The 26716-nt window shown below is 72.0% G+C and carries 24 protein-coding genes; 16 read left to right on the forward strand and 8 right to left on the reverse strand.

Annotated features, from left to right (window positions below; genetic code table 11):
* The gene (locus OG896_RS16670) at window positions 1–285 is read right to left on the reverse strand and encodes a MoaD/ThiS family protein (protein ID WP_328467496.1); all 285 of its coding nucleotides are present in this window, start codon (window positions 283–285) and stop codon (window positions 1–3) included.
* A gap of 52 nt (window positions 286–337) precedes the next feature.
* Window positions 338–1147 carry an alpha/beta hydrolase gene (locus OG896_RS16675; RefSeq protein WP_329366258.1) on the reverse strand — a complete coding sequence of 270 codons (810 nt, stop codon included), beginning with the start codon at window positions 1145–1147 and terminating at the stop codon, window positions 338–340.
* A 194-nt stretch (window positions 1148–1341) separates the two neighbouring features.
* Here OG896_RS16675 and OG896_RS16680 point away from each other — a divergent pair, with 194 nt between their 5' ends.
* From OG896_RS16680 to pstB, 14 genes are all read left to right on the forward strand, one after another.
* Window positions 1342–2181, forward strand: coding sequence for a response regulator transcription factor (locus OG896_RS16680; protein WP_329366260.1), 840 nt, complete (start codon window positions 1342–1344; stop codon window positions 2179–2181).
* A gap of 43 nt (window positions 2182–2224) precedes the next feature.
* Window positions 2225–3247, forward strand: a complete 1023-nt coding sequence (locus OG896_RS16685; protein ID WP_329374073.1) for a LacI family DNA-binding transcriptional regulator — start codon at window positions 2225–2227, stop codon at window positions 3245–3247.
* Window positions 3248–3476: 229 nt separating this feature from the next.
* Window positions 3477–4727, forward strand: coding sequence for a S1C family serine protease (locus OG896_RS16690; RefSeq protein WP_329366262.1), 1251 nt, complete (start codon window positions 3477–3479; stop codon window positions 4725–4727).
* 155 nt (window positions 4728–4882) lie between these two features.
* Window positions 4883–5623 (forward strand): response regulator transcription factor, encoded by a 741-nt coding sequence (locus tag OG896_RS16695; protein ID WP_328467488.1) that lies wholly within the window; start codon window positions 4883–4885, stop codon window positions 5621–5623.
* On the forward strand, window positions 5620–7098 hold the full coding sequence (locus OG896_RS16700) for a sensor histidine kinase (RefSeq protein ID WP_329366265.1): 1479 nt from the start codon (window positions 5620–5622) through the stop codon (window positions 7096–7098). Before OG896_RS16695 ends, OG896_RS16700 begins: the two co-directional genes overlap by 4 nt.
* A 113-nt stretch (window positions 7099–7211) precedes the next feature.
* Window positions 7212–8408 carry an MFS transporter gene (locus OG896_RS16705; protein ID WP_329366268.1) on the forward strand — a complete coding sequence of 399 codons (1197 nt, stop codon included), beginning with the start codon at window positions 7212–7214 and terminating at the stop codon, window positions 8406–8408.
* On the forward strand, window positions 8405–9346 hold the full coding sequence (gene mshD, locus OG896_RS16710; RefSeq protein WP_329366270.1) for a mycothiol synthase: 942 nt from the start codon (window positions 8405–8407) through the stop codon (window positions 9344–9346). Before OG896_RS16705 ends, mshD begins: the two co-directional genes overlap by 4 nt.
* Before the next feature lie 580 nt (window positions 9347–9926).
* Entirely contained in the window at window positions 9927–12188 is a 2262-nt protein-coding gene (locus tag OG896_RS16715) for an RNA degradosome polyphosphate kinase (RefSeq protein WP_329366273.1), read from the forward strand.
* Window positions 12189–12252: 64 nt separating this feature from the next.
* On the forward strand, window positions 12253–13428 hold the full coding sequence (locus OG896_RS16720; protein WP_329366275.1) for a CHAD domain-containing protein: 1176 nt from the start codon (window positions 12253–12255) through the stop codon (window positions 13426–13428).
* Window positions 13425–13841: an NUDIX hydrolase gene (locus tag OG896_RS16725; protein ID WP_329366276.1), complete on the forward strand. Its 417-nt coding sequence runs from the start codon at window positions 13425–13427 to the stop codon at window positions 13839–13841. Before OG896_RS16720 ends, OG896_RS16725 begins: the two co-directional genes overlap by 4 nt.
* 424 nt (window positions 13842–14265) lie before the next feature.
* Window positions 14266–15417, forward strand: coding sequence for a phosphate ABC transporter substrate-binding protein PstS (gene pstS, locus OG896_RS16730; protein ID WP_329366278.1), 1152 nt, complete (start codon window positions 14266–14268; stop codon window positions 15415–15417).
* A gap of 108 nt (window positions 15418–15525) precedes the next feature.
* Window positions 15526–16509, forward strand: coding sequence for a phosphate ABC transporter permease subunit PstC (gene pstC, locus OG896_RS16735; RefSeq protein WP_329366280.1), 984 nt, complete (start codon window positions 15526–15528; stop codon window positions 16507–16509).
* A complete protein-coding gene (pstA, locus tag OG896_RS16740; protein WP_329366282.1) occupies window positions 16506–17588 on the forward strand; it encodes a phosphate ABC transporter permease PstA in 1083 nt (360 codons plus the stop codon). The genes pstC and pstA overlap by 4 nt, the downstream gene beginning before the upstream one ends.
* A 42-nt stretch (window positions 17589–17630) precedes the next feature.
* Entirely contained in the window at window positions 17631–18407 is a 777-nt protein-coding gene (gene pstB / locus OG896_RS16745) for a phosphate ABC transporter ATP-binding protein PstB (protein WP_329366283.1), read from the forward strand.
* Between the two features lie 147 nt (window positions 18408–18554).
* Here pstB and OG896_RS16750 read toward each other — a convergent pair whose 3' ends face one another.
* Window positions 18555–19550 (reverse strand): inorganic phosphate transporter, encoded by a 996-nt coding sequence (locus OG896_RS16750; protein ID WP_329366285.1) that lies wholly within the window; start codon window positions 19548–19550, stop codon window positions 18555–18557.
* Window positions 19551–19555: 5 nt separating this feature from the next.
* Complete coding sequence (locus OG896_RS16755) at window positions 19556–20176, reverse strand: DUF47 domain-containing protein (RefSeq protein ID WP_329366287.1); 621 nt, start codon at window positions 20174–20176, stop codon at window positions 19556–19558.
* 184 nt (window positions 20177–20360) lie between these two features.
* Between OG896_RS16755 and OG896_RS16760 the strand changes: the two genes are divergently transcribed.
* Window positions 20361–20693: a metal-sensitive transcriptional regulator gene (locus tag OG896_RS16760; RefSeq protein WP_329366290.1), complete on the forward strand. Its 333-nt coding sequence runs from the start codon at window positions 20361–20363 to the stop codon at window positions 20691–20693.
* A 108-nt stretch (window positions 20694–20801) separates the two neighbouring features.
* Here the strand turns inward: OG896_RS16760 and OG896_RS16765 are convergent, their stop codons facing one another.
* Window positions 20802–20975: a hypothetical protein gene (locus OG896_RS16765; protein ID WP_329366291.1), complete on the reverse strand. Its 174-nt coding sequence runs from the start codon at window positions 20973–20975 to the stop codon at window positions 20802–20804.
* Between the two features lie 131 nt (window positions 20976–21106).
* Window positions 21107–21979: a hypothetical protein gene (locus OG896_RS16770; protein ID WP_443057253.1), complete on the reverse strand. Its 873-nt coding sequence runs from the start codon at window positions 21977–21979 to the stop codon at window positions 21107–21109.
* 893 nt (window positions 21980–22872) lie between these two features.
* On the opposite strand from OG896_RS16770, the gene OG896_RS16775 reads away from it, so the two are divergent.
* A complete protein-coding gene (locus OG896_RS16775) occupies window positions 22873–24471 on the forward strand; it encodes an FAD-binding oxidoreductase (protein WP_329366295.1) in 1599 nt (532 codons plus the stop codon).
* Window positions 24472–24517: 46 nt separating this feature from the next.
* On the opposite strand, the gene OG896_RS16780 is transcribed toward OG896_RS16775, so the two are convergent.
* Together OG896_RS16780 and OG896_RS16785 are read right to left on the reverse strand one after the other, a co-directional pair.
* Window positions 24518–25210 carry a phosphatase PAP2 family protein gene (locus OG896_RS16780; RefSeq protein ID WP_329366297.1) on the reverse strand — a complete coding sequence of 231 codons (693 nt, stop codon included), beginning with the start codon at window positions 25208–25210 and terminating at the stop codon, window positions 24518–24520.
* A gap of 279 nt (window positions 25211–25489) precedes the next feature.
* Complete coding sequence (locus OG896_RS16785; protein WP_329366299.1) at window positions 25490–26509, reverse strand: bifunctional lytic transglycosylase/C40 family peptidase; 1020 nt, start codon at window positions 26507–26509, stop codon at window positions 25490–25492.
* Between the last annotated feature and the right edge of the window lie 207 nt (window positions 26510–26716).

Genomic DNA, 26716 nt, shown 5'->3' on the forward strand with positions numbered 1-26716 from the left:
TCATCCTCCCGCGAACGGCGGAAGGACCTCCACCGTGCCGCCGTCTGGCAGGGGGACCGCGGAATGGTCGCGGGTGCCGACGGGCGTGCCGTCGATCAGGAAGGAGCAGCGCAGCAGCACCCGGGCGAACTCCGGTTCGCGGGCGTGCCGTGCGCGGGCCGCGGCCAGGGCGTCGGCGAGGGTCGCCGCGCGGTACGGCTCCTCCGTCGTGCCCGCGGCGGCCTTCGCCGCGGCCCAGTAGCGGATCGTGCCCGCCGCGGGCCCCGCCGTGTCAGGTGCTGCCATCGCTCCGTCCTCAGGTCAGTGCGTCGTGCGGGTCCATCATGGCCCGTCGGCGTCAGCTCGCGGGAAAGCGGGCGGTCAGCCACGTGCCGATCCGGTCCAGCAGTTCCGGCGCGGCCGCGTTCTCCGCGTGCCCGAAGCCGGGTTCGATCCACAGCTCCGCGCCGCCGGGGCCGGCCGCCTCGGCGAGCGAGCGCGGGTGGTCCAGCGGGAAGTACGCGTCCCGGTCGCCGTGCACGATCAGCAGCGGCGCCGGCGGGATCAGCGGCACCGCCTGCACCGGGGAGAGCGGCACCGGGTCCCAGTCGCGGGTGTGGACGCGGGTGTGCAGCCCGTAGCGCGAGACCAGCCGCCCCACCGGCCGGGTCACCACCCAGTGCAGGCGGCGCATCGGCGGGGTGCCGCGGTAGTACCAGCGGGCCGGTGAGCTGACCGACACCACCGCGTCCACGCCGAACAGCGCGGCGTGCCGCAGCACCACCGAACCGCCCATCGAGAAGCCGACGGTGGCCACGTCCGGGTATCCCAACTGCCGTGCCCAGCGCACCGCCGCTTCCAGGTCGAGCACTTCCCGGTCGCCGACCGTGGAGCGTCCGCCGGAGCCGCCGTGGCCGCGGAAGGAGAAGGCCACCACGCCGCCGTAGGCCGCCAGCCGCCCGGCCGCGCGGCGCAGCGCGGGCCGCTCCAGGGCGCCGGTGAAGCCGTGCGCGACCACGATCGCCAGTCGGCCGGAACCCGCCGGTGCCGGGATGTGCTCCGCCTCGACGGGCACCCGATCGGATGTCAACAACACCGCCCGGCGGCCACTCGAAGTGACCACCGAAACACGCGAAAGGCTGTCGTCGCTCTCGGCAGGGCTGTCCATGTGGGCTATTGTTCCCTGGAAGAGGACCTGGGCAATGTCGCCCCCGGGTCCTTTCGTGCTTTCCGGCATGCGTGTCGCCTCGCGGAAATCGAGGAGGGTTCGGTTTTGAGACAGGTCGTGAGACGTGTCCTGGCACCACCGCCCTCGTCCGTGACGGCGTACCGCGGCCGGACGACGACCTACGGGAGCGCCCGGTGAGTTCACTCCTGCTTCTGACCAACGCCCTTCAACCCTCCACCGAAGTGCTGCCCGCACTCGGTCTGCTGCTGCACAGCGTGCGCGTGGCACCCGCCGAGGGCCCGGCTCTGGTCGACACCCCCGGTGCCGACGTGATCCTGATCGACGGCCGGCGGGACCTGCCGCAGGTGCGCAGCCTGTGCCAGCTGCTGCGCTCCACCGGCCCCGGCTGCCCGCTGATGCTGGTGGTCACCGAAGGCGGCCTGGCCGCCGTCACGGCGGACTGGGGCATCGACGACGTGCTGCTGGACACCGCCGGCCCGGCCGAGGTCGAGGCGCGGCTGCGGCTGGCCATGGGCCGCCAGCAGATCAGCAACGACGACAGCCCGATGGAGATCCGCAACGGCGACCTGTCGGTCGACGAGGCGACGTACAGCGCGAAGCTCAAGGGCCGGGTGCTCGACCTGACCTTCAAGGAGTTCGAGCTGCTGAAGTACCTCGCGCAGCACCCCGGCCGGGTCTTCACCCGCGCCCAGTTGCTCCAGGAGGTGTGGGGCTACGACTACTTCGGCGGCACTCGCACCGTGGACGTGCACGTGCGACGCCTGCGGGCCAAGCTCGGCGTGGAGCACGAGTCGCTGATCGGCACCGTGCGCAACGTCGGCTACCGCTTCGTCACGCCGGAGAAGCCCGAGAAGGGCGACCGGACCGAGAAGGCCGACAAGGCGAGCGCGGGCGACCGGACCGCCGAGGAGCCCGACCGCGAGGGAAGCCGCCGGTACCCGGCGGAGGGCTCGGTCGAGCGGTCCGCCGACCAGTATGTGGACAAGCGCAGTTCGGCCGAGCAGACCGTCTGAACTTTTATATGACGGCAGGTTGGACACGCGTAGACTGCGCGACGTGCCCAAGGTGACGCGTGACGATGTGGCCAGGCTGGCGGGGACCTCGACCGCGGTCGTCAGCTACGTCATCAACAACGGACCCCGGCCGGTAGCCCCGGCCACCCGCGAGCGCGTGCTCGCGGCCATCAAGCAGCTCGGCTACCGCCCGGACCGGGTCGCGCAGGCGATGGCCAGCCGCCGTACCGACCTGATCGGGCTGATCGTCCCGGACGCGCGCCAGCCGTTCTTCGCGGAGATGGCGCACGCGGTCGAACAGGCCGCGTCCGAGCGCGGAAAGATGGTGCTGGTCGGCAACTCCGACTACCTCGACGACCGCGAGGTGCACTACCTGCGGGCCTTCCTCGGCATGCGGGTGTCCGGGCTGATCCTGATCAGCCAGGGTCCCAGCGAGAACGCCGCCATAGAGATCGACGCCTGGGACGCCCGGGTGGTGCTGCTGCACGAGCGTCCCGAGGCGATCGACGACATCGCGGTGGTCACCGACGACATCGGCGGCGCCCAACTGGCCACCCGGCACCTGCTGGAGCACGGCTACGACTACGTCGCCTGCCTCGGCGGCACCGAGGTCACCCCGGAGGTCGGCGACCCCGTCACCGACCACGTGGTCGGCTGGCGGCGGGCCATGGCGGAGGCCGGGAAGCCCACCGAGGGCCGGCTCTTCCAGGCGCCGTACAACCGCTACGACGCCTACCAGGTCGCGCTCGGCCTGCTCGCCGGGCCGGACCGGCCGCCGGCCATCTTCTGCGCGACCGACGACCAGGCGATCGGCGTGCTGCGGGCCGCCCGCGAGCTGCGGATCGACGTGCCCGGCAAGCTGGCGGTGGCCGGCTTCGACGACGTCAAGGAGGCCGCGCTCGCCGACCCGCCGCTGACCACGGTCGCCTCCGACCGGCAGGCGATGGCCCGCGCCGCGGTGGACGCGGTGCTCGACGACTCGCTGCGGGTGCCCGGTTCGCGCCGCGAGCGGGTCCGGCAGTTCCCGTCCCGGCTGGTCGTCCGGGGTTCGTGCGGCTGCGCCTGAGCACGCGGCGCACCGGCCCGCGCGGGCGGTCCGAGACCGGCCGCCGCGAGGGCCGTGGAGCAGCCTCGAAACCGGCCTGAAAACCGGGCCTCGCACCGCGTCCGTACGGGCCGGATAAGGGCCGCGCGCACCGCCGACCGCTCTTCCTTATATCGGGCATACCTACTTCTGTCGGGCTTCTCAGCGTGCACTCAGGAAGCTCTCATGAACCGAGCACACAGTCATAGGCATGACCAGCGAGAGCAGCCGCAACGGCGAACCCCAGTTTCCGTACGACCCGCAGCTTCCGCTCCAGCCCGACCCGCAGGCGCCGTACTCCGAGTCGCCCACCCCCGCGGCTCCGCCCGTGCAGCCGCACCCGCACTCCGGGGGCGGCTACCAGGACCCGTACTACGGCGGCGGCGAGCCCGGGCACACCGTGATCCAGGGGTCGGTGGTTCCCCCGGCCCCCGAGACCGCGACCGGCTCCGGCGGCTACCCGCCGCCGCCCGCCTACCAGGCCGGCTACGCGGCCGTGGGTGCCGCGCCCCTGGGTGCCGCGCCCGTCCCGCACCGGCGCCGCCGGATGAGCCGGCCGTTCGCGCTCGCCGCGGCGGTGGCCCTGGCCGCGGGTGTGATCGGCGGCGGCGCCGGCGCGCTGATCGGGCACGCGACCGACAACTCCGGCAACAGCGTGGCGTCCGCCGCCGCGGTCAACGCCTCCGCCGTGGACGGCTCCGTGGCCGGCGTGTACAAGGCGGTCAACCCCAGCGTGGTGGAGATCAACGCGACCCTCAGCGACGGCAAGTCCACCGGCGCGGGCGTCATCATCACCTCCAACGGCCAGATCATCACCAACAACCACGTGATCGCGGGCGCCCAGAGCATCTCCGTCACCTACAGCAGCGGCAAGACCGCGTCCGCGTCGGTGGTCGGCACCGACGCGAAGAAGGACCTCGCGCTGATCAAGGTGAACGGCGCGAGCGGACTGCCCGCGGCGGTCCTCGGCAACTCCTCCGGGCTCGCGGTCGGCGACCAGGTCGTGGCGATCGGCTCGCCCGAGGGCCTCAGCGACACCGTGACCAGCGGCATCGTCTCCGCGCTCAACCGCGATGTGACCGTGCCGGTCGAGGAGAGCCAGGGCCAGGACCAGAGCCAGGGCCAGCAGGGCTACGGCTACGGCGGGGGCAGCGGAGGCGGCAGCGGCGACCAGTGGCCGTTCTCCTTCGGCGGCAACCAGTACAACGGCAGCACCGGCAGCACCACGACCACGTACAAGGCGATCCAGACCGACGCGTCGCTCAACCCGGGCAACTCCGGTGGCGCGCTGATCAACATGAGCGGGCAGATCGTCGGCATCAACTCGGCGATGTACTCCAGCTCCTCCGACAGCAGCTCCTCCTCGTCGAGCGCGGGCAGCGTGGGGCTCGGGTTCGCCATCCCGATCAACACCGTCACGTCCGACCTCGCGCACCTGAGGGCCGGCGGGGACAGCAACTAGGAGGTGCCCGCGGTGGTCGCCGGAACGTCCCCCGGCAGGTGGCCGGTCGTACGGCCGCACGCCGGGGACGAGCCGCGCACGCGCAACGACGCCATCCGCCGAGGATGACGTGCGACGCTGGGGACACCACAGACGGGTCATGAGGTAGGGAACGGATGAGTAACGGGGAGAGCGGCGAGGCGCCCGCGCGGGTGCTGATCGTGGACGACGAGCCGGCCGTACGGGAAGCGCTGCGCCGCAGCTTGGCGTTCGAGGGGTACGACACCGCGCTCGCCGCCGACGGACTCGCCGCGCTGGAGCAGGCGGACAGCTACCGCCCCGACGCGATCGTGCTGGACGTGCTGATGCCGCGGATGGACGGCCTGACCACGGCGCGCCGGCTGCGGTCGAGCGGAGTGACCACGCCGATCCTGATGCTCACCGCCCGGGACACCGTCGGCGACCGCGTCACGGGCCTGGACGCCGGCGCCGACGACTACCTCGTCAAGCCCTTCGAACTGGACGAGTTGCTCGCCCGGCTGCGCGCGCTGCTGCGCCGCAGCTCGTACGCGACCCCGCCCGGCCGGACCGACGACGACGCGCACGCGCTCACCTTCGCCGACCTGCGGATGGACACGGCCACCCGCGAGGTCACCCGGGCCGGGCAGCAGGTGGAGCTGACCCGCACCGAGTACACCCTGCTGGAGCTGTTCCTGACCCACCCGCGCCAGGTGCTGACCCGGGAGCAGATCCTCAAGTCGGTGTGGGGCTTCGACTTCGAGCCGTCCTCCAACTCGCTCGACGTGTACGTGATGTACCTGCGCCGCAAGACCGAGGCCGGCGGCATGCCGCGGCTGGTGCACACCGTGCGCGGCGTCGGCTACGTGCTGCGCGCCCCCGACGGCGGGCACGCGTGAACCGCCTTCCCCTGCGTTCCCGGCTCACCATCCTCACGGCGGCCGCGGTGCTCATCGCGGTCGCGCTGGCCGCGCTGGCCTGCTGGCTGATCACGCGGAACGAGCTGAACTCGCAGCTGGACAGGTCCCTCAGCCAGGGCGTGGAGGACGCGACGCAGCAACTCTCGCGCGCCAGCCGTCTCGGTCCCTTCTCCTGCCAGTCCGCGGCGCCCGACAACGGCCAGTACAACATCAACCCGTCGAGCGTGTCCGCCCAGATCGTGCTGCCCGACGGCAAGACCTGCCTGATCACGGGCACCAAGACGTTCGCGACGACGGCGGCCGACCGCAGCATCGCGACCTCGGGACCGCAGCGGGTCTCCGTGACCCACACCGTGCACAGCGACGGCACCGCGCTGCGCGTGTACACGGTGAACACCAACGTGCGGCTGATCCTGCAGGACCAGACACAGCCGGTCGCCTTGTCCGTGGCCCGCCCGCTGAGCGTCGTCACCGATCCGCTCACCACCCTCGCCTGGGTGCTGCTCGCCGTCACCGGGATCGGTGCGGTCGGCGCGGCCAGCGCGGGCCTGCTCATCGCGCAGACCGGGCTGCGGCCCGTGGACACCCTCACCCAGACCGTGGAGCACATCGCGCGGACCGAGGACCTGAACGTCCGCATCCCGGTCGAGGGGCAGGACGAGATCGCCCGGCTGTCCGCGTCGTTCAACTCGATGACGGCCGCGCTGGCGTCGTCCCGGGACCGCCAGCAGCAGCTCATCGCGGACGCGGGGCACGAGCTGCGGACGCCGCTGACCAGCCTGCGGACGAACATCGAGCTGCTGGAGCGCAGCGAGGCGACCGGGCGGGCGATCCCGCCGGAGGACCGCAAGGCGCTGCTGGCGTCGGTGAAGGCGCAGATGACGGAGCTGGCCGCGCTGATCGGGGACCTCCAGGAGCTGTCCCGGCCGGACGCGGGGCCGACGCTCCAGGTGGTGGCGCTGCACGAGGTGACGGAGACGGCGCTGGCCCGGGCCCGGCTGCGCGGCCCGGACCTGAAGATCGTCGCGGACGTGGCGCCGTGGTTCGTCCGCTCGGAGGCGGCCGCGCTGGAGCGGGCGATCGTGAACCTGATGGACAACGCGGTGAAGTTCTCCCCGCCCGGCGGGGAGATCGAGGTGCGGCTGCGCGGCGGGCTGCTGACGGTGCGGGACCACGGCCCGGGCATTCCGGCGGAGGACCTGCCGCACGTGTTCGAGCGGTTCTGGCGCTCGCCGTCGGCGCGGTCGCTGCCGGGCAGCGGCCTGGGGCTGTCGATCGTGGCCCGCACCGCGCAGCAGGCCGGCGGCGAGGTGTCGCTCTCCCCGGCGCCGGGCGGCGGCACGCTGGCGGCGCTACGGCTGCCGGGCGCGCCGACGGCCCCGCCGGACCTCCCGCCCGACACCCAGCCGTCCGACGTCCCGCCCTCCGGCTTCCCTCCGCCCAGCGGGAGTTGAGGCACCCGCGGGTCACGGCGCCACCGGATTCCGTCTCACTATTCGGAATACTCTGTCTCACCCTTCGGTGAGCCGACATAGTTGGGTGCACCACCTACCGAGGAGGTGCACCCATGCGTCGCTGGCTGATGCTGGCCCTGGGAACCGCGGCCCAGACGGCCGCCTGCGCGTTCGTCTACGGCATCCCGTACCTCGCCGACACCCTGCGCAAGCAGGAGCACCTGTCGCTGACCGAGGTCGGGCTGCTCGTCGCGGCGCCCACCACCGGTCTCGTGCTCGCCCTGTACCTGTGGGGCGCCGCGGCCGACCGATGGGGCGAGCGGGTGGTGATCGCCTGCGGGCTGGGGCTGGCGGCGGGCGCCCTCGCGCTGGCCGCGTGGGCCGCGCACGGCATGCTCGCCCTCGGACTGCTGCTGGTGCTGGCCGGCGCGGCGGGCGCCTCGGTCTACTCCGCCAGCGGCCGGCTGGTGATGGGCTGGTTCGCCGCGAAGGAACGCGGCCTGGCGATGGGCATCCGGCAGACGTCCACGCCGCTGGGCATGGGCGTGGCCGCGCTGGCGATGCCGCCGCTGTCGGACGCGCACGGCCTGCCCGGCGCGATCGGCTTCCTCGCGGTGGCCTGCGGGGTGATCGCCGTGCTGATCGCGCTGTTCGCCGCCGACCCGGCGCGGACGCGGAAGGCGGCGGCCGCGCCCGCGCCGAACCCGTACCGCGGCTCCAACGTGCTGTGGCGCATCCACGGCTCGGCGGCGCTGCTGGTGATCCCGCAGTTCACCGCGGGGGCGTTCGCGCTGGTGCTGCTGGTCGACGTGCGCGGCTGGTCGTCGGTGCACGCCGGACAGCTCATCGCGGTCGCCCAGGGGCTCGGCGCGGTCTCCCGCATCCTGGTCGGGCGCTGGTCCGACGCGGTCGGCGAGCGGATGCGCCCGATGCGGCAGCTCGCCGCGGTCACCGCCGTCGTGATCGGCGCCACCGCGCTGACCACCGCCTTCCCGTCCCCGCTGACGCCGGTCCTGCTGGTCGTCGCCATCGCGATCTCGGCCAGTACCAACGGGCTGTCCTTCACCTCCACCGCCGAGCGGGCCGGTGCGGCCTGGTCCGGCCGGGCGCTGGGCGTGCACAACACCGGACAGAACCTGACCGCCGCCGTGGTGCCCCCGGCGATGGCCGCGCTGATCTCGGCGACCGCCTACTGGCCGGGCTTCGTCCTGGCCGCCGCGACCGCCTGCGTGTCGGCCGCGATCATCCCGGTACGACCCCAGGTGGCACCGCGGGACGGCACGGAGCCGCGCCGTACGATCACGGCATGAGCGACCGCCGCATCGAGACCCGCACCGATCTGCCCGACGATGCCGCCCGGGCCGTCCTCGACCTGATCGAGGCCGCCGCCGCCGAGGACGGCCAGCCGGCCGTGTCCGAACAGGGCCGGCTGCACATCCGCAAGGCCGGCCGCCCCGGCGTACGGCACCTGCTGCTGTGGACACCGACGCCGCGGCCGGGACCGGACGGCACGACGACCGAGGAGCTGACCGGCTACGGGCAGATCGACGGCACCGACCCGGTGGAGGCGCCGTCCGCCGAGTTCGTGGTGCACCCCCAGCGCCGCTCGCAAGGCCACGGGCAGGCGCTGGCGGCGGAGCTGCTCGCCGCCACCGACCGGCGGCTGCGGGTGTGGGCGCACGGCGGGCACCCCGCCGCCCGGCACCTCGCCCAGCGGCTCGGCATGAAACTCTTCCGCGAGCTTCGGCAGATGCGCCGCCCGCTCGACGCCGAGCCGGCCGGGGTGCCCGAGCCCCGGCTGCCCGACGGCGTCACCGTCCGCACCTTCGTGCCCGGGCAGGACGAGAGCGCCTGGCTCGCGGTCAACGCGGCGGCCTTCGCGCACCACCCCGAGCAGGGCGGTATCACCCGCGCCGACCTCGACGACCGCATCGCCGAGTCCTGGTTCGACCCGGCCGGGTTCTTCCTCGCCTTCCGCGGCTCCGAGCCGGTCGGCTTCCACTGGACCAAGGTGCACGCGGCCGAGGGGCTGGGCGAGGTCTACGTCGTCGGGGTCGCCCCGGGCGAACAGGGCAGCGGTCTCGGCCGCGCGCTCACCGCGATCGGCTTGCGCCACCTCGCCCTGGATCGCGGCCTCGGCACCGCCATGCTCTACGTCGACGCCGACAACGCGCCCGCCCTCGCCGTCTACGAACGCCTCGGCTTCACCACCCACGAAACCGACCTCATGTACCGCACGGAGAACTAGGGCCCGCCGACCCCCCGGGGTGAGGTGTCCTGTCGGTTCCGGGACCACCTGCCGGTGGGGGGCTTGTCGCGCCGTTCCCCGCGCCCCTGGGTATGCGCGGCTCCTCCACGAAAGGAACGTCGCTTCTTTCCAGCGGCCCTGGCGCACTTGCTCCGCAGGGTGCTTTGTCGCGCCGGACGACCGCCCGGGGTGATGTGTTCTGTCGGTTCCGGGACCACCCCCCGGTGGGGGGCTTGTCGCGCCGTTCCCCGCGCCCCTTGTGGGAGGTGCTCGCCGCGGAGAAAGTTCTGGGCACCTCGCGAGGAGCCGCGCATACTCAGGGGCGCGTGGGGGCACCCCGGAGGGTGAGCGCACCCTTGCTGGAAGCACCCCGCTTGCCTGACGGCAATGCTCTCTTTACCGGTCATTCAACCGCGCTTGCGAACATCGCTGGGTGCAGCACGCTGCCCCGCCCCCCACACCCCCGCCCGACCTGCCGAAACCCGCAGGTACACGGGACAATGGAGCGACGGCCGTCGGCCGCCGTACGGGGGCCGCCCATGTGGCGGATGTGCCGGAACCGGAGGAGGGCTCGAAACCCATGGCCCAGACAAACCACCCGAATGTACCCGCGCAGGCCGCCCAGGCGGCTCAGACTGCCGGAGGCACGGGCGGACACGCCGCGAACGGCACCTTCAGCACCCCCGACGGCGCTTTCCGGCCGCGAGTGGTCCCCGATCTCGACCCGGAGCCGCCCGGGCTGGCCGAGGCCGGCGAGGAATTCGGCGAGGAACTCCCGCAGGGCCGTTTCCTGGACCGCGAGCGCAGCTGGCTGGCGTTCAACGAGCGGGTCCTGGAACTCGCCGAGGACCCGTCCACCCCGCTCCTGGAACGCGCGAACTTCCTGGCCATATTCGCGAGCAACCTCGACGAGTTCTTCATGGTCCGGGTGGCCGGCCTGAAGCGCAGGATGGCCACCGGTGTCGCCACCCGCTCCGCGTCCGGCCTCCAGCCGCGCGACGTGCTGGACCTGATCCTGACCCGGTCCCGCGAGCTGATGGCCCGCCACGCCGCCTGCTTCCAGAACGACGTCGGCCCGCAGCTGGCCGACGAGGGCATCCACGTCATCCGCTGGGGCGATCTGACCGGCCAGGAGCAGGCCCGGCTGGCCACGCTCTTCCGCAAGCAGATCTTCCCGGTGCTGACCCCGCTCGCGGTCGACCCGGCGCACCCCTTCCCGTACATCTCCGGCCTGTCGCTGAACCTCGCGGTGGTGGTCCGCAACCCGGTCTCCGGGCACGAGCACTTCGCCCGGGTGAAGGTGCCGCCGATCCTGTCCCGGCTGCTGGAGGCGAGCCCGCAGCGGTACGTCCCGCTGGAGGACGTGATCGCCGCCCACCTCGACGAGCTGTTCCCGGGCATGGAGGTCCTCGACCACCACATGTTCCGCGTCACCCGCAACGAGGACCTGGAGGTCGAGGAGGACGACGCGGAGAACCTGCTCCAGGCCCTGGAGAAGGAGCTGATGCGGCGCCGCTTCGGGCCGCCGGTGCGGCTGGAGGTCGAGGAGTCGATCGCGCCGCGGGTGCTCGACCTGCTCGTCCACGAGCTGAAGATGAAGCACACCGAGGTCTATCCGCTGCCCGGCCCGCTCGACCTGACCGGGCTCTTCGCGATCGCCGCCCTGGACCGCGAGGAGCTGAAGTTCCCGCCCTACGTGGCCGGCACCCACCGCGACCTCGCCGAGGTCGAGTCCGCCTCGCCGCCGGACATCTTCGCCGCGATGCGCGAGCGGGACGTCCTGCTGCACCACCCGTACGACTCGTTCTCCACCTCCGTGCAGTCCTTCCTCGACCAGGCCGCCGCCGACCCCGACGTGCTGGCCATCAAGCAGACGCTCTACCGCACCTCCGGCGACTCGCCGATCGTGGACGCGCTGATCGACGCGGCCGAGGCGGGCAAGCAGGTGCTGGTGCTGGTCGAGATCAAGGCCCGCTTCGACGAGCAGGCCAACATCAAGTGGGCCCGCAAGCTGGAGGAGGCCGGCTGCCACGTCGTCTACGGCCTGGTCGGCCTCAAGACGCACTGCAAGCTGTCGCTGGTGGTCCGCCAGGAAGGCGACACCCTGCGCCGCTACAGCCACGTCGGCACCGGCAACTACCACCCGAAGACCGCCCGGCTCTACGAGGACCTGGGCCTGCTCACCGCCGACCCCAAGGTCGGCGCGGACCTCTCCCACCTGTTCAACCGGCTGTCCGGCTACTCGCGCCGCGAGACGTACAACCGGCTGCTGGTCGCCCCGCGCAGCCTGCGCGACGGGCTGATCCAGCGCATCCTCGCCGAGATCGGCCACCACCGCGCCGGGCGCCCCGCCTACGTGCGGGTGAAGGTGAACTCGATCGTCGACGAGGTGGTGATCGATGCGCTCTACCGCGCCTCGCAGGCCGGCGTGCCGGTCGACATCTGGGTGCGCGGCATCTGCGCGGTCAGACCAGGCGTGGACGGCCTGTCGGAGAACATCCGGGTACGCAGCGTGCTCGGCCGGTTCCTGGAGCACTCCCGGGTGTTCGTCTTCGGCAACGGCGGCGAGCCCGAGGTGTGGCTGGGCAGCGCCGACATGATGCACCGCAACCTCGACCGCCGGATCGAGGCGCTGGTACGGGTCACCGACCCGGGCCACCGCGCCACGCTCAACGGGTTGCTGGAGACCGGGATGTCGGACGCCACGGCGTCCTGGCACCTGGCGGCCGACGGCGACTGGACCCGGCACAGCACCGACTCCGACGGCCGCCCGCTGCGCAACGTCCAGGAAATGCTCATCGACGCCCGGAGGCGCCGGCGTGGCCCGTCAGCAGCAACATAGCGACCTGCTCGCACAGGAGATCCCCGGTCGACCGGGCGACGGCATTGACACGGGGAGCAGCGCGGTGGGCGTCAGCACGGGGGCCGACGGCAGGAGCGCGGGCGAGGCGCTGTCGTCCTATCTGCGCACGCAGGCGACCGCGTTCCTGCGCGGGCTCGGCGTGCGCGGCGACGACGAGGCCGTGGCGGACTCGCTGCTGCGCGGCAGCTCCCGGCGGATCGCCGGCGTGCTGCACACCTACGGCGAGCTGACCGACCCGGCCTGGGCGGAGCCGATGCGGGCCGAGTTGGGCTGGCTGGGCGCCACTCTCGGCCGCGAGCCGCAGTACGCGGTGCGGCTCGGCCGCCTCCTGGACGCCCTGCGCCGGCTGTCCGCCCTCACCCCGCCCGAGGACCCGCTCCCGCCTCCGCCGCTCCCCCAGGGCGCCTGGCGGGACACCGACCCGGCGACCGGTCCCGGCCCCGCGCCCGCGGCCGGACCGGCGTACGGCCGGCGTACGGACGCGGCGGCCGGAGCCGCTCTCGGCACGGAGCCGGGCGGGAGCGGCCGGGCCCCGGGGCCGCGGTCGGGCGGAGCCGGCGGCGTCGCGGCGGTCGCCGCGCGCGGCCCGGTTCCCACGCAGGCCGGCGCGCCGCTGGCGGTCGGGGCGGCGCGGGCCGCCGCGCTGCTGGAGCGGCAGCTCACCTTGGCCCGTACCCGGGCGCACTCGGCGACCTTGCAGGCGATGGGCTCGGCACGCTTCCACGCGCTGGCCGACTCCATCGCGGTGCTCGCCTCCGAGGTGCCGCTGACCGCGCGGGCCGGCCGGCCCGCGGCCGCGGTGCTGCCGCCGCTGGCCGAGCAGGCGCACTCCCGGCTCGCCGAGGCGGCCGGCACGCTGCCGCTGCGCCGGGCCGCGCACCCGTACAACGCCGAGGCGGTGCAGGCCGCGCTCGGCGCCGAACTCACCGCGGACCTCCAGGACGCGCCCTGGCACCAGGTGCGCATCCTGCTGCGGCTGAGCCGGTACGCCGCCGAGGTGCCCGGGGCCGGCGGACACGGCGACCCGCGGCTGGCCGAGGCCGCGCTCGTCCTCCAGCGGCACCACGAGGCCGCCGAGTCAGCCGCCGCGGTGTCCGCCGCGGCCCGCACCCCCCGGATCGCCCCGGCCACCGCGTACGCGCTGGGGGTGCTGCACGCCGACCAGCGGCATGAGGTGGAGGCCGCCCGCTTCTCGTTCTCCCGGTTGTGGCAGTCATGAGCACCACGGTCAGGGCGGCCGGCACCGTGCTGTGGCGACGCGCCGCGGACGGCGGGATCGAGGTCGCGCTCATCCACCGGCCGCGGTACGACGACTGGAGCCTGCCCAAGGGCAAGTTGAAGCGGGGCGAGGACCACGCGGCGGCCGCGGTGCGCGAGACCCGGGAGGAGACCGGCGTGGAGTGCGTGCTCGGCACGCCGCTGCCGGCCGCGCACTACTGGACCGCCGGGCGCCCCAAGGAGGTCAGGTACTGGGCCGCCGAGGCACCCTCCGGGCCCGCCGCGCCGCCCTTCTCGCCCAACGACGAGGTCGACCGGGTGGCCTGGCTCGCCCCGGAGGCGGCCCGGCGCCGGCTCACCCACGACCGGGACCGCGAGCTGATCACCGCGCTGCTGGGCACCCTGGCGGACTGACCGGCCGCGCGGGCCCCGTGGCGCGGTCCCGCCGTAGCGCCGTCGCGCGCCCGTCGCCGTAGCGCCCTCGCGCGCCCTGTCGCGCCGAAGCACCGCAGCGCGTGCCCCGTACCGTCGGCGCGCCCCCGCCGACCGGTCCCGCCGTGCCCTCCGGCCGGCGCCCGCGGGCATCCGTGCGCCGGTTCCATGCCCAGGTCACGCGCTCCTCGCGCACCCCACCCGGCTCATCCGAGCAGCCTCCCCACGCCGGGCCACCACACCGACGGATGAGGTTCACCTCGCGTTCACTCTCCCCCGTTGGCCGCTTCATCTGATCTGCCTAATTTCGGCCTTACCGGTGAGCAGCAAGGCGCCGGGTGGATGCAGATCACCAAACCCTCTGCTTCGCCGTCCACCGGCGGGCTTTTGGAAGGAACACACGAAGGTGAAGCTTCAGCGTAAGAGCGGACTGCGGGCCTTGACCGTCGGCGCGGTCGCGATTACCGGCGCGCTGGTCCTGACCGCCTGCGGTTCGGACAACAACGACAGCAGTGACAACAGCTCGTCGGCGCCCAGCGGTTCGGCCAGCTCGTCGACGAACGCGTCGTCGATCTCCTGCGCCAAGGGACAGATCCTGTCCTCCGGCTCCACCGCTCAGCAGAACGCGATGGAAGCCTGGGTGAAGAACTACCAGCAGGCGTGCTCCGGCGCGACGATCAACTACAAGCCGTCTTCCTCCGGCCAGGGCATCATCGACTTCAACCAGGGCACGGACGCCTTCGCCGGTTCCGACTCCCCGCTCGCCCCCGACGAGATCACCTCCTCCAAGAAGGTGTGCACCGGCGGCGAGGGCATCAGCATCCCGATGGTCGGCGGCCCGATCGCGATCGGCTACAACCTGCCCGGCGTGAACGACCTGGTGCTGGACGCCCCCACCCTGGCGAAGATCTTCAACAGCAAGATCACCAAGTGGAACGACCCGGCGATCAAGAAGCTCAACCCGAGCGCCAGCCTGCCGAGCACCAAGATCCAGAGCTTCCACCGCCAGGACGACTCCGGCACCACCGACAACCTCACCAAGTACCTCGGTGGCGCGGCCAAGGCCGACTGGCCGTACCCGCACGCCAAGGCGTGGGCGGGTCACGGCGGCCAGGCCGTCGCCCAGTCCTCCGGTGTGGCCTCGCAGGTCAAGCAGACCGAGGGCGCGATCGGTTACTTCGAGCTGTCCTACGCGACCGCCGACCAGATCCCGACCGTCAAGATCGCCACCGGCGCCTCGCAGCCGGTCGAGGCCAGCAGCGCCAACGCCTCCGCGGGCATCGCGCAGGCCAAGGTCGTCGGCACCGGCTCCGACCTGGCGCTCGACCTGAGCGCCGCGTACACCACCAAGGCGGACAACGCCTACCCGATCGTCCTGGTGACGTACGAGATCGCCTGCGACAAGGGCAACAAGTCCGACACCCTGCCGCTGACGAAGTCCTTCCTGAACTACATCGCGAGCGCCGACGGCCAGGGCCAGCTGTCCAGCGCCGGCTACGCCCCGCTGCCCGACGCGATCGCCACGAAGGTCCGCTCCGCCGTCACCGCTCTCTCCTGACCCACGCGGCGGGCCCCGCGGTCGACACGACCACCGCGGGGCCCGCCGTACATCCGGTGCACCGCCGCCGGGGGAGCAGTCCTCCCCCACCCCAGACCGGAGTTCCCCATGACAACCACCGCACCACCCCCCACCGCCCCGCCGCCGCCCCAGGCGAAGACGGTCACCCGCCCGGGCGACCGGATCTTCGCCGGACTCTCCCGCGGCTCGGGCATCTTCGTCCTCGTGATCATGGGCGCCATCGCGCTCTTCCTGACCGTCCGCGCGGTCAGCGCCATCTCCAAGGACCACGCGAACTTCTTCACCACCTTCGAGTGGAACGCCGCCCTGACCCCGCCGAAGTTCGGCATCGCCGTCCTCGCCTACGGCACCGTGGTCAGCGCCGTGATCGCGATGGCCATCGCCGTGCCCATCGCGGTCGGCATCGCGCTGTTCATCACGCACTACGCGCCGCGCCGGCTCGGCGACGTGATCGCGTACGTCATCGACCTGCTCGCCGCGGTGCCCAGCATCATCTACGGCCTGTGGGGCGCGCTCTTCCTGGTGCCGCACCTGCGCGGCCTCAACCTCTGGCTCAACGACTACCTGGGCTGGACCGTCCTCTTCCACAAGGACGACCCGAACTCCACCCCGCGCTCGCTGTTCACGGTGGGCATCCTGCTGGCGATCATGATCCTGCCGATCATCACCAACGTCAGCCGCGAGGTGATCCGGCAGGTGCCGAAGATGCACGAGGAGGCGGCGCTCGCGCTCGGCGCGACCCGCTGGGAGGTCATCCGCATGTCGGTGCTCCCCTTCGCCCGCTCCGGCATCATCTCCGCCTCGATGCTGGGCCTGGGCCGCGCGCTCGGCGAGACCATGGCGGTGGCCACCGTGCTGTCCGCCTCGCCGACCCTGAGCGCGCACCTGCTGGACCCGGCCGGCGGCACCTTCTCGCAGAACATCGTCGCCAAGTTCGGTGAGGCCACCCAGTACGGCCGGGACGCCCTGATCGCGTCCGGCCTGGTGCTCTTCGTCATCACGCTGCTGGTCAACGGAGCCGCCCGGCTGATCATCGCCCGGCGCAAGGAGTACTCGGGGGCCAACGCATGACCGAGACCGCTGTCGACGCGACGCCGTCCCCCGCCCTCCCCGCCTCCCCGCGGCTGGCGACGCGGCGGCTGCCGCGCTGGACACCGCCGGCGATCGCGCTCGGCGCGATCGTGGTGGCCGTCGCCATCGGCGCCGGCGCGGGCCTGCACAGCCACATCCAGTGGGGCCTGATCGCGCTGCTGCTCTTCGTCGCCGGGTCGTACGTGATCACCGCCCAGGTCGAGGGCCGTCGCCAGGCCAAGGACCGGGTGGCCACCAGCCTGGTCTGGTCCGCGTTCATCCTGGCCGTCCTGCCGCTGTACTCGCTGATCGAGACCACGATCAAGCAGGGTGCCGGCGTGATCGACGGCACCTTCCTGACCCACTCGATGAAGAACGTGCTCACCATCGAGCCCGGCGGCGGCATCTACCACGCCATCATCGGCACCGTGGAGCAGGTCGCGATCTCCGCCGCCATCGCCACCCCGATCGGCATCCTCACCGCGGTCTACCTGGTCGAGTACGGCCGGGGCTGGCTCGCCAAGGTGGTCACCTTCTTCGTCGACGTGATGACCGGCATCCCCTCGATCGTGGCGGGCCTGTTCATCCTGTCGCTGTGGTTCGTGGCCTTCGACAAGGCGCCGCAGTCCGGCTTCGCCGGCTCGCTGGCACTGGCGATCCTGATGACGCCGATCGTGGTCCGCTCCACCGAGGAGATGCTCAAGCTCGTGCCGAACGAGCTGCGCGAGGCGTCCTTCGCGCTGGGCGTGCCGAAGTGGCGGACCATCACCAAGGTGGTCGTCCCCACCGCGATCGGCGGCATCACCACCGGCGTGATGCTGGCGCTGGCCCGGATCGCCGGCGAGAGCGCCCCGGTCGCCCTGCTGATCTACGGCGCCCAGTACATCAACAACAACCCCTTCAAGGGCCCGCAGGAATCGCTGCCGTTCTACATCTACCAGCAGTACGTGAACGGCAACCCGGCGAGCTACGCCCGTGCTTGGGGCGCGGCCCTGGTCCTGATCGGCTTCGTGATGATCCTGAACCTCGTGGCCCGGCTCATCGCGCGCTGGAAGGCGCCGCAGCACTCAGGTCGCTGACGCGGCCATCAGCAGACCTAGAGAAATGAAGTGATCCCCACCATGGCCAAACGCATCGACGTCAGCGGCCTGTCCGCCTACTACGGCAGCCACAAGGCCATCGACGACATCTCGATGACCGTCGAGCCCGGCTCCGTGACCGCCTTCATCGGCCCGTCCGGCTGCGGCAAGTCCACCTTCCTGCGCACCTTGAACCGCATGCACGAGGTCACCCCCGGCGGCCGCGTCGAGGGCAAGGTGATGCTGGACGACGAGAACCTGTACGCCGGCGGCGTGGACCCGGTGACGGTGCGGCGCACCGTCGGCATGGTCTTCCAGCGGCCGAACCCGTTCCCCACCATGTCGATCTACGACAATGTGGCGGCCGGCCTGCGGCTCAACGGCGTCCGCAAGAAGGGCGAGCTCGACACCATCGTCGAGAAGTCCCTCAAGGGCGCCAACCTCTGGAACGAGGTCAAGGACCGGCTGAACAAGCCCGGCTCCGGGCTCTCCGGCGGCCAGCAGCAGCGGCTGTGCATCGCCCGCGCCATCGCGGTCGAGCCGCAGGTGCTGCTGATGGACGAGCCGTGCTCCGCGCTCGACCCGATCTCCACCCTCGCCATCGAGGACCTGGTCGGGGAGCTGAAGGAACGCTTCACCATCGTGATCGTCACCCACAACATGCAGCAGGCCGCGCGGGTGTCGGACCGTACCGCGTTCTTCAACCTGGCCGCCGTCGGGCAGCCCGGCAAGCTGATCGAGATCGACGAGACCCAGCGGATCTTCTCCAACCCGTCGGTCCAGGCGACCGAGGACTACATTTCCGGCCGCTTCGGCTGATCCCAGACCGCCGTGCGGTGCTGCATGGCGGTGCCACCGCAGGGCGCGCGGGCCCCGGTTCCCCTTGCGGGGGCCGGGGCCCTTCGCATGACCGTTCAGCGAGGCCGTTCGCCAGGTGGCCGGGCCGGCGGAGCAGCCGGCCGGGGGTCAGCCGAAGACCAGCCGGACCAGGTAGAAGCAGACGGCGGCGACGACCGCCGCGGCCGGCATCGTGATGAACCAGCCGCCGACGATGTTCTTCGCCACGCCCCAGCGGACCGCCTTGACCCGCTTCGTCGCCCCCACGCCCATGATCGCCGAGGTGATGACGTGCGTGGTGGAGACCGGCGCCGCGAAGACGTACGAGGTGGTGTAGAGGATCGCCGCGGAGGTGGTCTCGGCGGCGAAGCCCTGCGGCGGGTCGAGGTCGATGATCCGGCGGCCGAGGGTCCGCATGATCCGCCAGCCGCCCGCGTAGGTGCCCAGCGACATCATCGCCGCGCAGATCAGTTTCACCCAGATCGGGATGCCGAATCCGCGGCTCGGGTCGTGGATCACCAGCGCCAGCACCACCACACCCATCGTCTTCTGGGCATCCTGCAGACCGTGGCCGAGCGCCATCGCGGCCGCCGAGACGGTCTGCGCCATCCGGAAGCCGCGCTTGGCCTTGTGCGGGTTGGAACGGCGGAAGAACCACAGGATCGCCATCATCACCAGGTAGCCCACGAGCAGGCCGACCACCGGCGAGAGGAACATCGGCACGATGACCTTGTCGACCACGCCGTTCCAGTGCACCTGGGTGCCGCCGGCGAGCGCCGCGCCGACCAGACCGCCGAACAGCGCGTGGCTTGAACTCGACGGCAGCCCGAAGTACCAGGTGACCAGGTTCCATACAATGGCTCCGGCGAGCGCGGCGAACAGGATGGCCATCCCGTTGCGGCCGTGCGGCGTGGCGATCAGGCCCTTGCTCACGGTGGAGGCCACCTTGGAGCCGAGGAAGGCGCCGAGCAGGTTCATCACCGCGGCCATCGCCAGCGCCGCCTTGGGGGTCAGCGCGCGGGTGGAGACCGAGGTGGCGATGGCGTTCGCCGAGTCGTGGAAGCCGTTGGTGTACGTGAAGAAGAGCGCGACCCCGATGGTCACGATCAGAACGAAGGTGTCCACGAAGGTCAGGACTCCTTGACCGCGATGGTCTCCACCGTGTTGGCGACGTGCTCGAACGCGTCGGCCGCCTCTTCCAGCACGTCGACGATCTGCTTGAGCTTGAGCACCTCGATCGCGTCGTACTTGCCGTTGAACAGGTGCGCGAGCAGCTTGCGGTGGATCTGGTCGGCCTGGTTCTCCAGCCGGTTGACCTCGATCCAGTACTCGGTCAGGTTCGACATGGTGCGCAGGTTGGGCATCGCCTCGGCGGTCAGCTCGGCGGCTCTGGCCAGCACCTCGATCTGCTGCTCGACGCCCTTGGGCAGCTCCTCGACCTGGTAGAGGACGACCAGGTCGACGGCCTCCTCCATGAAGTCCATGATGTCGTCCAGCGAACCGGCGAGGGTGTAGATGTCCTCCCGGTCGAACGGCGTGATGAAGGAGGAGTTGAGCTGGTGGAAGATCGCGTGGGTCGCGTCGTCCCCGGCGTGCTCGGCCGCCCTCATGCGTTCTGCGATCTCGGTCCGGGTCGGCGAATCGGCCCCGAGCAGTTCCATCAGAAGCTTCGAACCGGTGACGATGTTGTCCGCGGATGCGGCGAACATGTCATAGAAGCTCGTCTCCCTGGGGGTCAGACGAAAGCGCACGTGAGGTCCTCGGGGTGCATGAGTTTCGGTCTCGTTGATGCTAGGTGCATCATCCGGCCGCGGCTAACCGGCGTCCACCAGTGTCGCCCATCGGACGAAGTCCCCCTGACAGGGGATGCCTCGCACAGGGTATCGATTCGGTAAGCTATACCCATCGGGGGTATAACGGGACAGAAGGGCGGGCATGCGGATGGCCACGGAAGGCGTCGCCGGGGAGATTGTGAAGCCGCACGGGCCGCATGGCTACAGCCATGACAAAGAGTCCCATCTGAAACGGCTGCGCAGGATCGAGGGTCAGCTGCGCGGACTGCAGCGGATGGTCGAGGAGGACGTGTACTGCATCGACATCCTCACCCAGGTCTCGGCGAGCACCAAGGGGCTTCAGTCCTTCGCGCTCCAGCTGCTGGAGGAGCACCTGCGGCACTGCGTGGCCGCGGCCGCGGTCGGCGGCGGCCCGGAGATCGACGAGAAGGTCGCCGAGGCGACGGCGGCGATAGCGCGACTGCTGCGCACGTAGTCGCGGCGCGGGCGGGGGCGGGGTCGCGGCGCGGGCGCGGTGCCGGGTGGCGGCAGGGCGCGGCGCGGGCGGAAGCGGGGTCGCGGCGCGGGCGGGGGTAGGGGTGGGCTAGTTCGCCTGGGCCAGCGGGACCCGGGCGACCTCCAGCACCTCGTCGATCCGGTCGAAGCTCAACCGCTCCTCGACGGCGGCGGAAGCGGCGATCATCAGCTCGCCGCACAGATCGATCTCGGCCAGCGCCACTGGATCGTCCTGCACCGATGTCATGGGCGACGGCGCCATACCCGCACCACCTCCTCTACGCATCCCCGTACGCCTGCGAACGGCCGTCATCAAGCGTAGGGACCATACGTGACCCGGCGCATGGCACGGATGGACCATTTCCAGTAGGCCCGATCTGGCGGTGCCCCGGTCTACGGCTGGGCAGAAACGATCTTGCCGGTCCAGATGTCGGTACCGCCTGGCGTGGTCACCACGACCGGGGTGCCGAACGCGTCGTAGGTCGTGGTGGAGACAACTGTCACATCCTGGCCGGCGGCCCCGGTGCTTTTCGGGGTGCCGGTGCCCTGTGCGCCCCCGGCGGTGCCCTTGCGGTCGGTGCTCTTGCCGTCGGCCGTGGTGCTCATCGTGAACCGCTCGGTGAGCTTGCGCAGCCGCCCCTGCGCGTCCAGCCACGCGTCGAACGGCACCCGGGTCACCGTGAAGCCCGCCGCCGCGGCGCTCAGCGGGCCGCGCACCGCGGGCGAGGCGATCCGGGCGGCCCTCGCGATGTCGGTGGTGCCCCGGAAGTGCCGCACCTGGACGCCTTGCAGCTGCTCGGTGCCGGAGTACGTCACGTCCTCGGCGCCGCGCAGCAGTTCGGCGGCGGCCAGCGGTTCGGTGGCGCCGCCGGTGACCAGGTTCCCGTCGGGGAGGCGGGTGGTGTCCACCCGGACCCACTTGCCGGCGGGGACGCCCGCGCCGCGGTTCTTCATGTAGAGGGCGCCGGGCGTCATCAGTTCGGTGATCGGCTTGTGCTCCTCCTTGCCGACCGCGTCCTTGGGCAGCAGCACCACCACCTCGCCCCGCTGCTCGGCGTAGTCGAAGCCGCCGGTGCCGGTGATGGTGACCCAGGTGCCGCCGCTGGCCATCCGCATCGCGGTGACCACCTTCGAGCTGCCCGCTTTGACCAGGGTGTCGGCGGCGTTGGTGACGGCGCGGGTCTGGGCCGCGTCCGCGGGGGTCGAGCCCGCGGAGGTGCCCGCGGCCGGGCCGCCGCAGCCCGATGCCAGTGCGGCCGCGCACACCAGCGCGGCGGCCGCGGCCGCGGACTTCCGCGGTGTCGCGCGGCCGCGGTGCCCGTTCTGCCCGAGCTGCCCGCGGTCCGGGCGGTGGGCGTCCGTCGGCCCGCCGTCTGCTGTCGCACTCGTCGTGCCCGCCTCTGGGGTCACCGTTGCCACCATCGCCCGTCCATCCCTGCACCCGCCCTACCGGCTGGGTCTCACCGGGATAACGACGGTCTTGAGCGGGCCGTCACGCCCGTTACGGTGGAGTCGTGTCCGATGTCGGAACAACGGGGTGTGCCTCCGGCGGTGATGGCCGTCATGACGTGGCCGTCGTCGAACGGGGTGCCTTCGCGGTGGCGCGGTGCTCGTGCGGGTGGAAGGGGCCGGCCCGCCGGGCGCGGGACCGTGCTCGCCGCGACGCGGAAGACCACCCAAACTGAGGGCGCCCCTGTCCGCCCGCCCTGCCCCGTCCGAACGGTCCCCGGACCCCCCGCCGGCGGCCCCTTGCGCGCGCAGTTCCCCGCGCCCCTGATTTTGTGCGGCTCCACCGTGGTTACCCCCCGCCCGGGGTGCCTTGTCCGGACGGTCCCCGGACCACCCGTCCGTAAGTGGCTGAGCGCGCCGTTGCCGGCTTTCCGTACCCGCTACGGGCTGGTGCGCTGCGGAGCAGGCGCACATACTCAGGGGCGCGGGGAACTGCGCGACCAGCCACCCTCCATGGCGCACCGGGCCCACCGGCCGGGCACCCGCGGCGGGTTCGGTGGGGCCACCGGCACATGGGGGCCGCCCAGCAAGTGATCGCAACCGGCAGAGGTGATGCGGCGTCTTGGGTTTCTGAAGGTGCGGGTGTGGCGGAACGCACCCGCCTCCAGGCCCGGGTTCGGGCCACACGCGTGGATGCGACGGTGGAACGCATGGGCCGGGGAGAAAACCGGAGCCGGGTTGTCGGCAAAAGCCCCCGCAGGGTAAAGCGGCGGACCGCGCTGAAGGCGGGCGGCGGGGTGCTGGCCGCGACGGCGCTGAGCGGGTGCGGCGACGGCGGCGGGGACGACGCGAAAGCGCCCGCGCCCGCCTCGGGTTCGGGGACGCCCTCGTCCGCGAAGCCGACCGCGTCGGGCACCCCGTCACCGGTGAAGCCGGACTGGCCGGCGCTGGCGAGGTCGCTGGACGGGTCGCTGGTGCGCCCGCAGGACAGCGGGTACGACGTGGACCGCCGCCTCTACAACACCCGTTTCGACTCGCTGCGGCCGGCCGCGGTCGCGTATGTCACCGGCGCCGACGACATCCGCACCTGCCTGGAGTTCGCCCGCCGTACCGGCATCACGCCCGTCGTCCGCAGCGGCGGCCACTCGTACGCGGGCTGGTCCAGCGGCACCGGCCGGCTGATCGTGGACGTCTCGAAGCTCGACTCGATCCGGGTGAACGGCACGACCGCCACGATCGGCGCGGGCGCCAAACTCATCGACGTCTACAACACCCTTGCGCGGTACGGCCGGACGATCCCGGGCGGGTCGTGCCCGTCGGTGGGCGTCTCGGGGCTCACGCTCGGCGGCGGTCATGGCGTGATGAGCCGTTCGATGGGGCTGACCTGCGACAACCTCATCGGCGCGACGCTGATCACCGCGGACGGCCGCAGCCACGCGGTGTCCGCCGACGCCGAGCCGGACGTCTTCTGGGCGCTGCGCGGCGCGGGCAACGGCAACTTCGGCGTGGTGACGTCCCTGACGTTCGCCACCCACCCGGTGCCGGCCGTGGTCACCGGCTATCTGACCTGGCCGTGGAGCCGCGCCGCCGACCTGGTCGGCGGCTGGCAGAGCTGGGGTCCCGACCTGCCCGACCACATCTGGTCCGCGCTCGACCTGAACTGCACGGTCGGCCAGAGCCCCACCGTCTCGGTCGCGATGACCTCCACCGGTTCGCGCGACGACCTCGCCGCCGCCGCGGACCGGCTGGCCACCGCGGTCGGCGCCCCCGCCACCTCGGTGTCCCTGCGCCCGCACACCTACGTCGACGCGATGTTCTCCTACGCCGGCTGCGAGGGCCGCAGCGCCGCCCAGTGCCATCTCGCCCCGGTCGGCAGCCTGGAGCGGGACACGTACACCGCGCGCTCCGACTTCTACGACGTGAACCTGCCGGCCGGCGGCGTCCAGGCGCTGATCGGCCGGTTGCAGCAGCTCGCCGGCCAGTCCGGCGGCGGCGCCGGCAGCATCGCCCTCACCGCGCTGGGCGGCGCGGTCAACCGCCCCTCCGCCACGGCCACCGCCTTCTCCCACCGCGGCTCGCGCTTCCTGGCGCAGTACCTCGCCTCCCACGAACTGTCCGCCACCTCATGGCTGGACGACACCCACACGGCCCTGCGCCGCTACGCGTCCGGCGCCGCCTACCAGAACTACACCGACCCGTCGCTGACCGACTGGCGCACCGCGTACTACGGACCGAACGCCGACCGGCTGACCGCCCTGAAGAAGCAGCTCGACCCGAACCGCCTCTTCGACTTCCCGCAGGCGCTGTAGCCGCCGGCCCCGAACGGGCGACCCCGGCGCCGGCGCCACACCGTCCTTACGCCGCCAGGTCCTTGTCGGTGGAGCTGTGCCGGACCTTGCGTGGGCCCAGCCGCTTGGCCGCGGGGGCGGCGCGCGGTGAGGAACGGACCAGGACCGCGGCCCGGCCGCGGGCCACCCCGGTGGTGAGCCGGGTGAGCAGCGCGAGGGCGGGCGCGGTCAGCAGCAGCACGGTGGCGGCGCCGAGCGCGAACCCGCCGATCACGTCGGTCGGGTAGTGCGTGCCGACGTAGATGTCGCAGAAGCCCTCGGCGAGCGCGGCCAGCAGCGCGATCACGCCGAACCTGCGGTCGACGGTGAACAGCCCGACCGCGATGGCGGCGATGACGGCGCTGCGCACGCTGACGAAGGAGTAGCCGCCGTCGTGGACCAGCACATGGAGGCCGTCGTGGTCGGCGTAGGGACGGGGCCGCTGGACGAAGGCCCGGATCGGCAGGTCGAGCAGCGTCGCGATCCCGGCCGCGAGTCCCGACCACAGCACACCGGCGACCGCGGCCGGCGCGTCCTCGGCCCGCCGGGCCACCCGCCACCAGCACCAGACGGCCAGCAGCAGGGCCAGGGCGACCAGGCCGTATCCGCCGGCCCACGCCACGGCCCGGTCGACGCCGTGCGAGGCGTGCCCGGACAGGCCGTTGATCCCGCGCAGCAGGCTGACGTCGGGGTTCACGGTGTCGCCTGTGACCTTCGCCATCGGGTCCACCCCTCGTCGGGCAACGCAACTGGAACGTGCGTTCACGGTCGGCTCGTGCGCAACCCCCGTCGCTTGCGTCTCGCGCCATTCTCCCCCGTACAACGGTCGGCACACTACGTAGCGTTCCGGTCTTCGCCAGATGATCACCATGCTGTTATGCAAGGGTGACCAGGGGGAACGGTCGAACGGCCGGAAACCCCCCAGCCTTGGGGCCGAGCATCACCCTGCGCAGTCGCCACACGGGTGTCACCCGTCACAGGCCCCGGAGGCGACGGTCCGTCAGGACGGGGACGACGCCGGCGACGCGGTGGGCAGCGCCTGCGCCCCGCTCTCGGTGACCCGGGTCGCCCCGATATAGTCGGGCGAGTCGATCGGGTCGAACCGGATCACCGCGCCGGTGTGCGGCGCGTCGATCATGTAGCCACCGCCCACGTAGATCCCGACGTGGTGGATGGAGCGCGGGTCACTCAGATCGTAGGCGAAGAAGACCAGGTCGCCCGGGAGCAGTTCGGCCCGGCTCGGGTGCGGCCCGGCGTTCCACTGGTCGTTGGCCACCCGCGGCAAGGTCACCCCGACCGCGTGGTACGACGCCTGCGTCAGCCCCGAGCAGTCGAAACGGCCGCCCTGCGCCGCCGTCCCCTCCCCGCCCCACAGGTACTTGGTGCCGAGCTTCGACTGCGCGTAGGTGATCGCGCCCGCGGCCTGCTCGGTCGGCTCAAGCCGCGCGACCGGCGCCGCGAAGCTCTGCGCCAGGGAGCGGATGGTCTTCACGTAGTTCTGCGTCTCGGCGTACGGCGGGACACCGCCGGCCTTGATCACCGCGTAGGCGCCGGCGTTGTAGGAGGCGAGCATGTTGTCGGTGTTGTCGCCCGGCACGTCCTTCACGTAGGCGGCGAGCTGGCAGTCGTACGTGGCGGCCGAGGGGATCGCGTCCTGCGGGTCCCACACGTCGGCCTTGCCGTCGCCGTTGCCGTCGATGCCGTGGGTGGCCCAGGTGCCCGGGATGAACTGCGCGATGCCCTGCGCGTCCGCCCCGCTCTGCGCGTGGGCGTTCCACCCGCTCTCCTGGTAGAGCTGCGCGGCCAGCAGCGACGGGTTGAGCGACGGGCACAAGTCGCCCCACTTCGCCACGATCGGCTCGTACTCGGCCGGCACCGAACCCTTGGCCAACGTCACCGCCTGCCCGTTCTCGCCGTCCGACAGCCCCGCGGCGGCCGAGAACGTGCCCACCACGAGCAGCGCGAGGAACGAAAAGCACAGGCCCAGAGCGATGATGACGATGAGCCAGATCCGGCGCACGAGGTCCCCACCCTTCCGATCCTTGTACGATCCCGCCCTCTTCGTTGCCCTACGGTGATGCTCGTGATACACACAGTAGTCGTCTGTGTCCCTCGAACACCGGTCCGTCCCCAGTCTGACGGGTGCGGGCCGGATCACACGGACGATCCGCCGAGAAAGTCGCCCAGTCGACATCCAACAGCGGATTCCTCCGTCAAGATAGATGAT

It is taken from the genome of Streptomyces sp. NBC_00669 (assembly GCF_036226785.1).
In the GTDB taxonomy this organism is placed as follows: domain Bacteria; phylum Actinomycetota; class Actinomycetes; order Streptomycetales; family Streptomycetaceae; genus Actinacidiphila.

Coding starts and splice junctions, on each gene's coding strand:
- OG896_RS16670 (WP_328467496.1), bottom strand. CDS start 285: ATGGCAGCACCTGACACGGCGGGGCCCGCGGCGGGCACGATCCGCTAC.
- OG896_RS16675 (WP_329366258.1), bottom strand. CDS start 1,147: ATGGACAGCCCTGCCGAGAGCGACGACAGCCTTTCGCGTGTTTCGGTG.
- OG896_RS16690 (WP_329366262.1), top strand. CDS start 3,477: ATGACCAGCGAGAGCAGCCGCAACGGCGAACCCCAGTTTCCGTACGAC.
- OG896_RS16695 (WP_328467488.1), top strand. CDS start 4,883: ATGAGTAACGGGGAGAGCGGCGAGGCGCCCGCGCGGGTGCTGATCGTG.
- OG896_RS16705 (WP_329366268.1), top strand. CDS start 7,212: ATGCGTCGCTGGCTGATGCTGGCCCTGGGAACCGCGGCCCAGACGGCC.
- mshD (WP_329366270.1), top strand. CDS start 8,405: ATGAGCGACCGCCGCATCGAGACCCGCACCGATCTGCCCGACGATGCC.
- OG896_RS16715 (WP_329366273.1), top strand. CDS start 9,927: ATGGCCCAGACAAACCACCCGAATGTACCCGCGCAGGCCGCCCAGGCG.
- OG896_RS16725 (WP_329366276.1), top strand. CDS start 13,425: ATGAGCACCACGGTCAGGGCGGCCGGCACCGTGCTGTGGCGACGCGCC.
- pstC (WP_329366280.1), top strand. CDS start 15,526: ATGACAACCACCGCACCACCCCCCACCGCCCCGCCGCCGCCCCAGGCG.
- pstA (WP_329366282.1), top strand. CDS start 16,506: ATGACCGAGACCGCTGTCGACGCGACGCCGTCCCCCGCCCTCCCCGCC.
- pstB (WP_329366283.1), top strand. CDS start 17,631: ATGGCCAAACGCATCGACGTCAGCGGCCTGTCCGCCTACTACGGCAGC.
- OG896_RS16760 (WP_329366290.1), top strand. CDS start 20,361: ATGCGGATGGCCACGGAAGGCGTCGCCGGGGAGATTGTGAAGCCGCAC.
- OG896_RS16765 (WP_329366291.1), bottom strand. CDS start 20,975: ATGGCGCCGTCGCCCATGACATCGGTGCAGGACGATCCAGTGGCGCTG.
- OG896_RS16775 (WP_329366295.1), top strand. CDS start 22,873: ATGGGCCGGGGAGAAAACCGGAGCCGGGTTGTCGGCAAAAGCCCCCGC.
- OG896_RS16780 (WP_329366297.1), bottom strand. CDS start 25,210: ATGGCGAAGGTCACAGGCGACACCGTGAACCCCGACGTCAGCCTGCTG.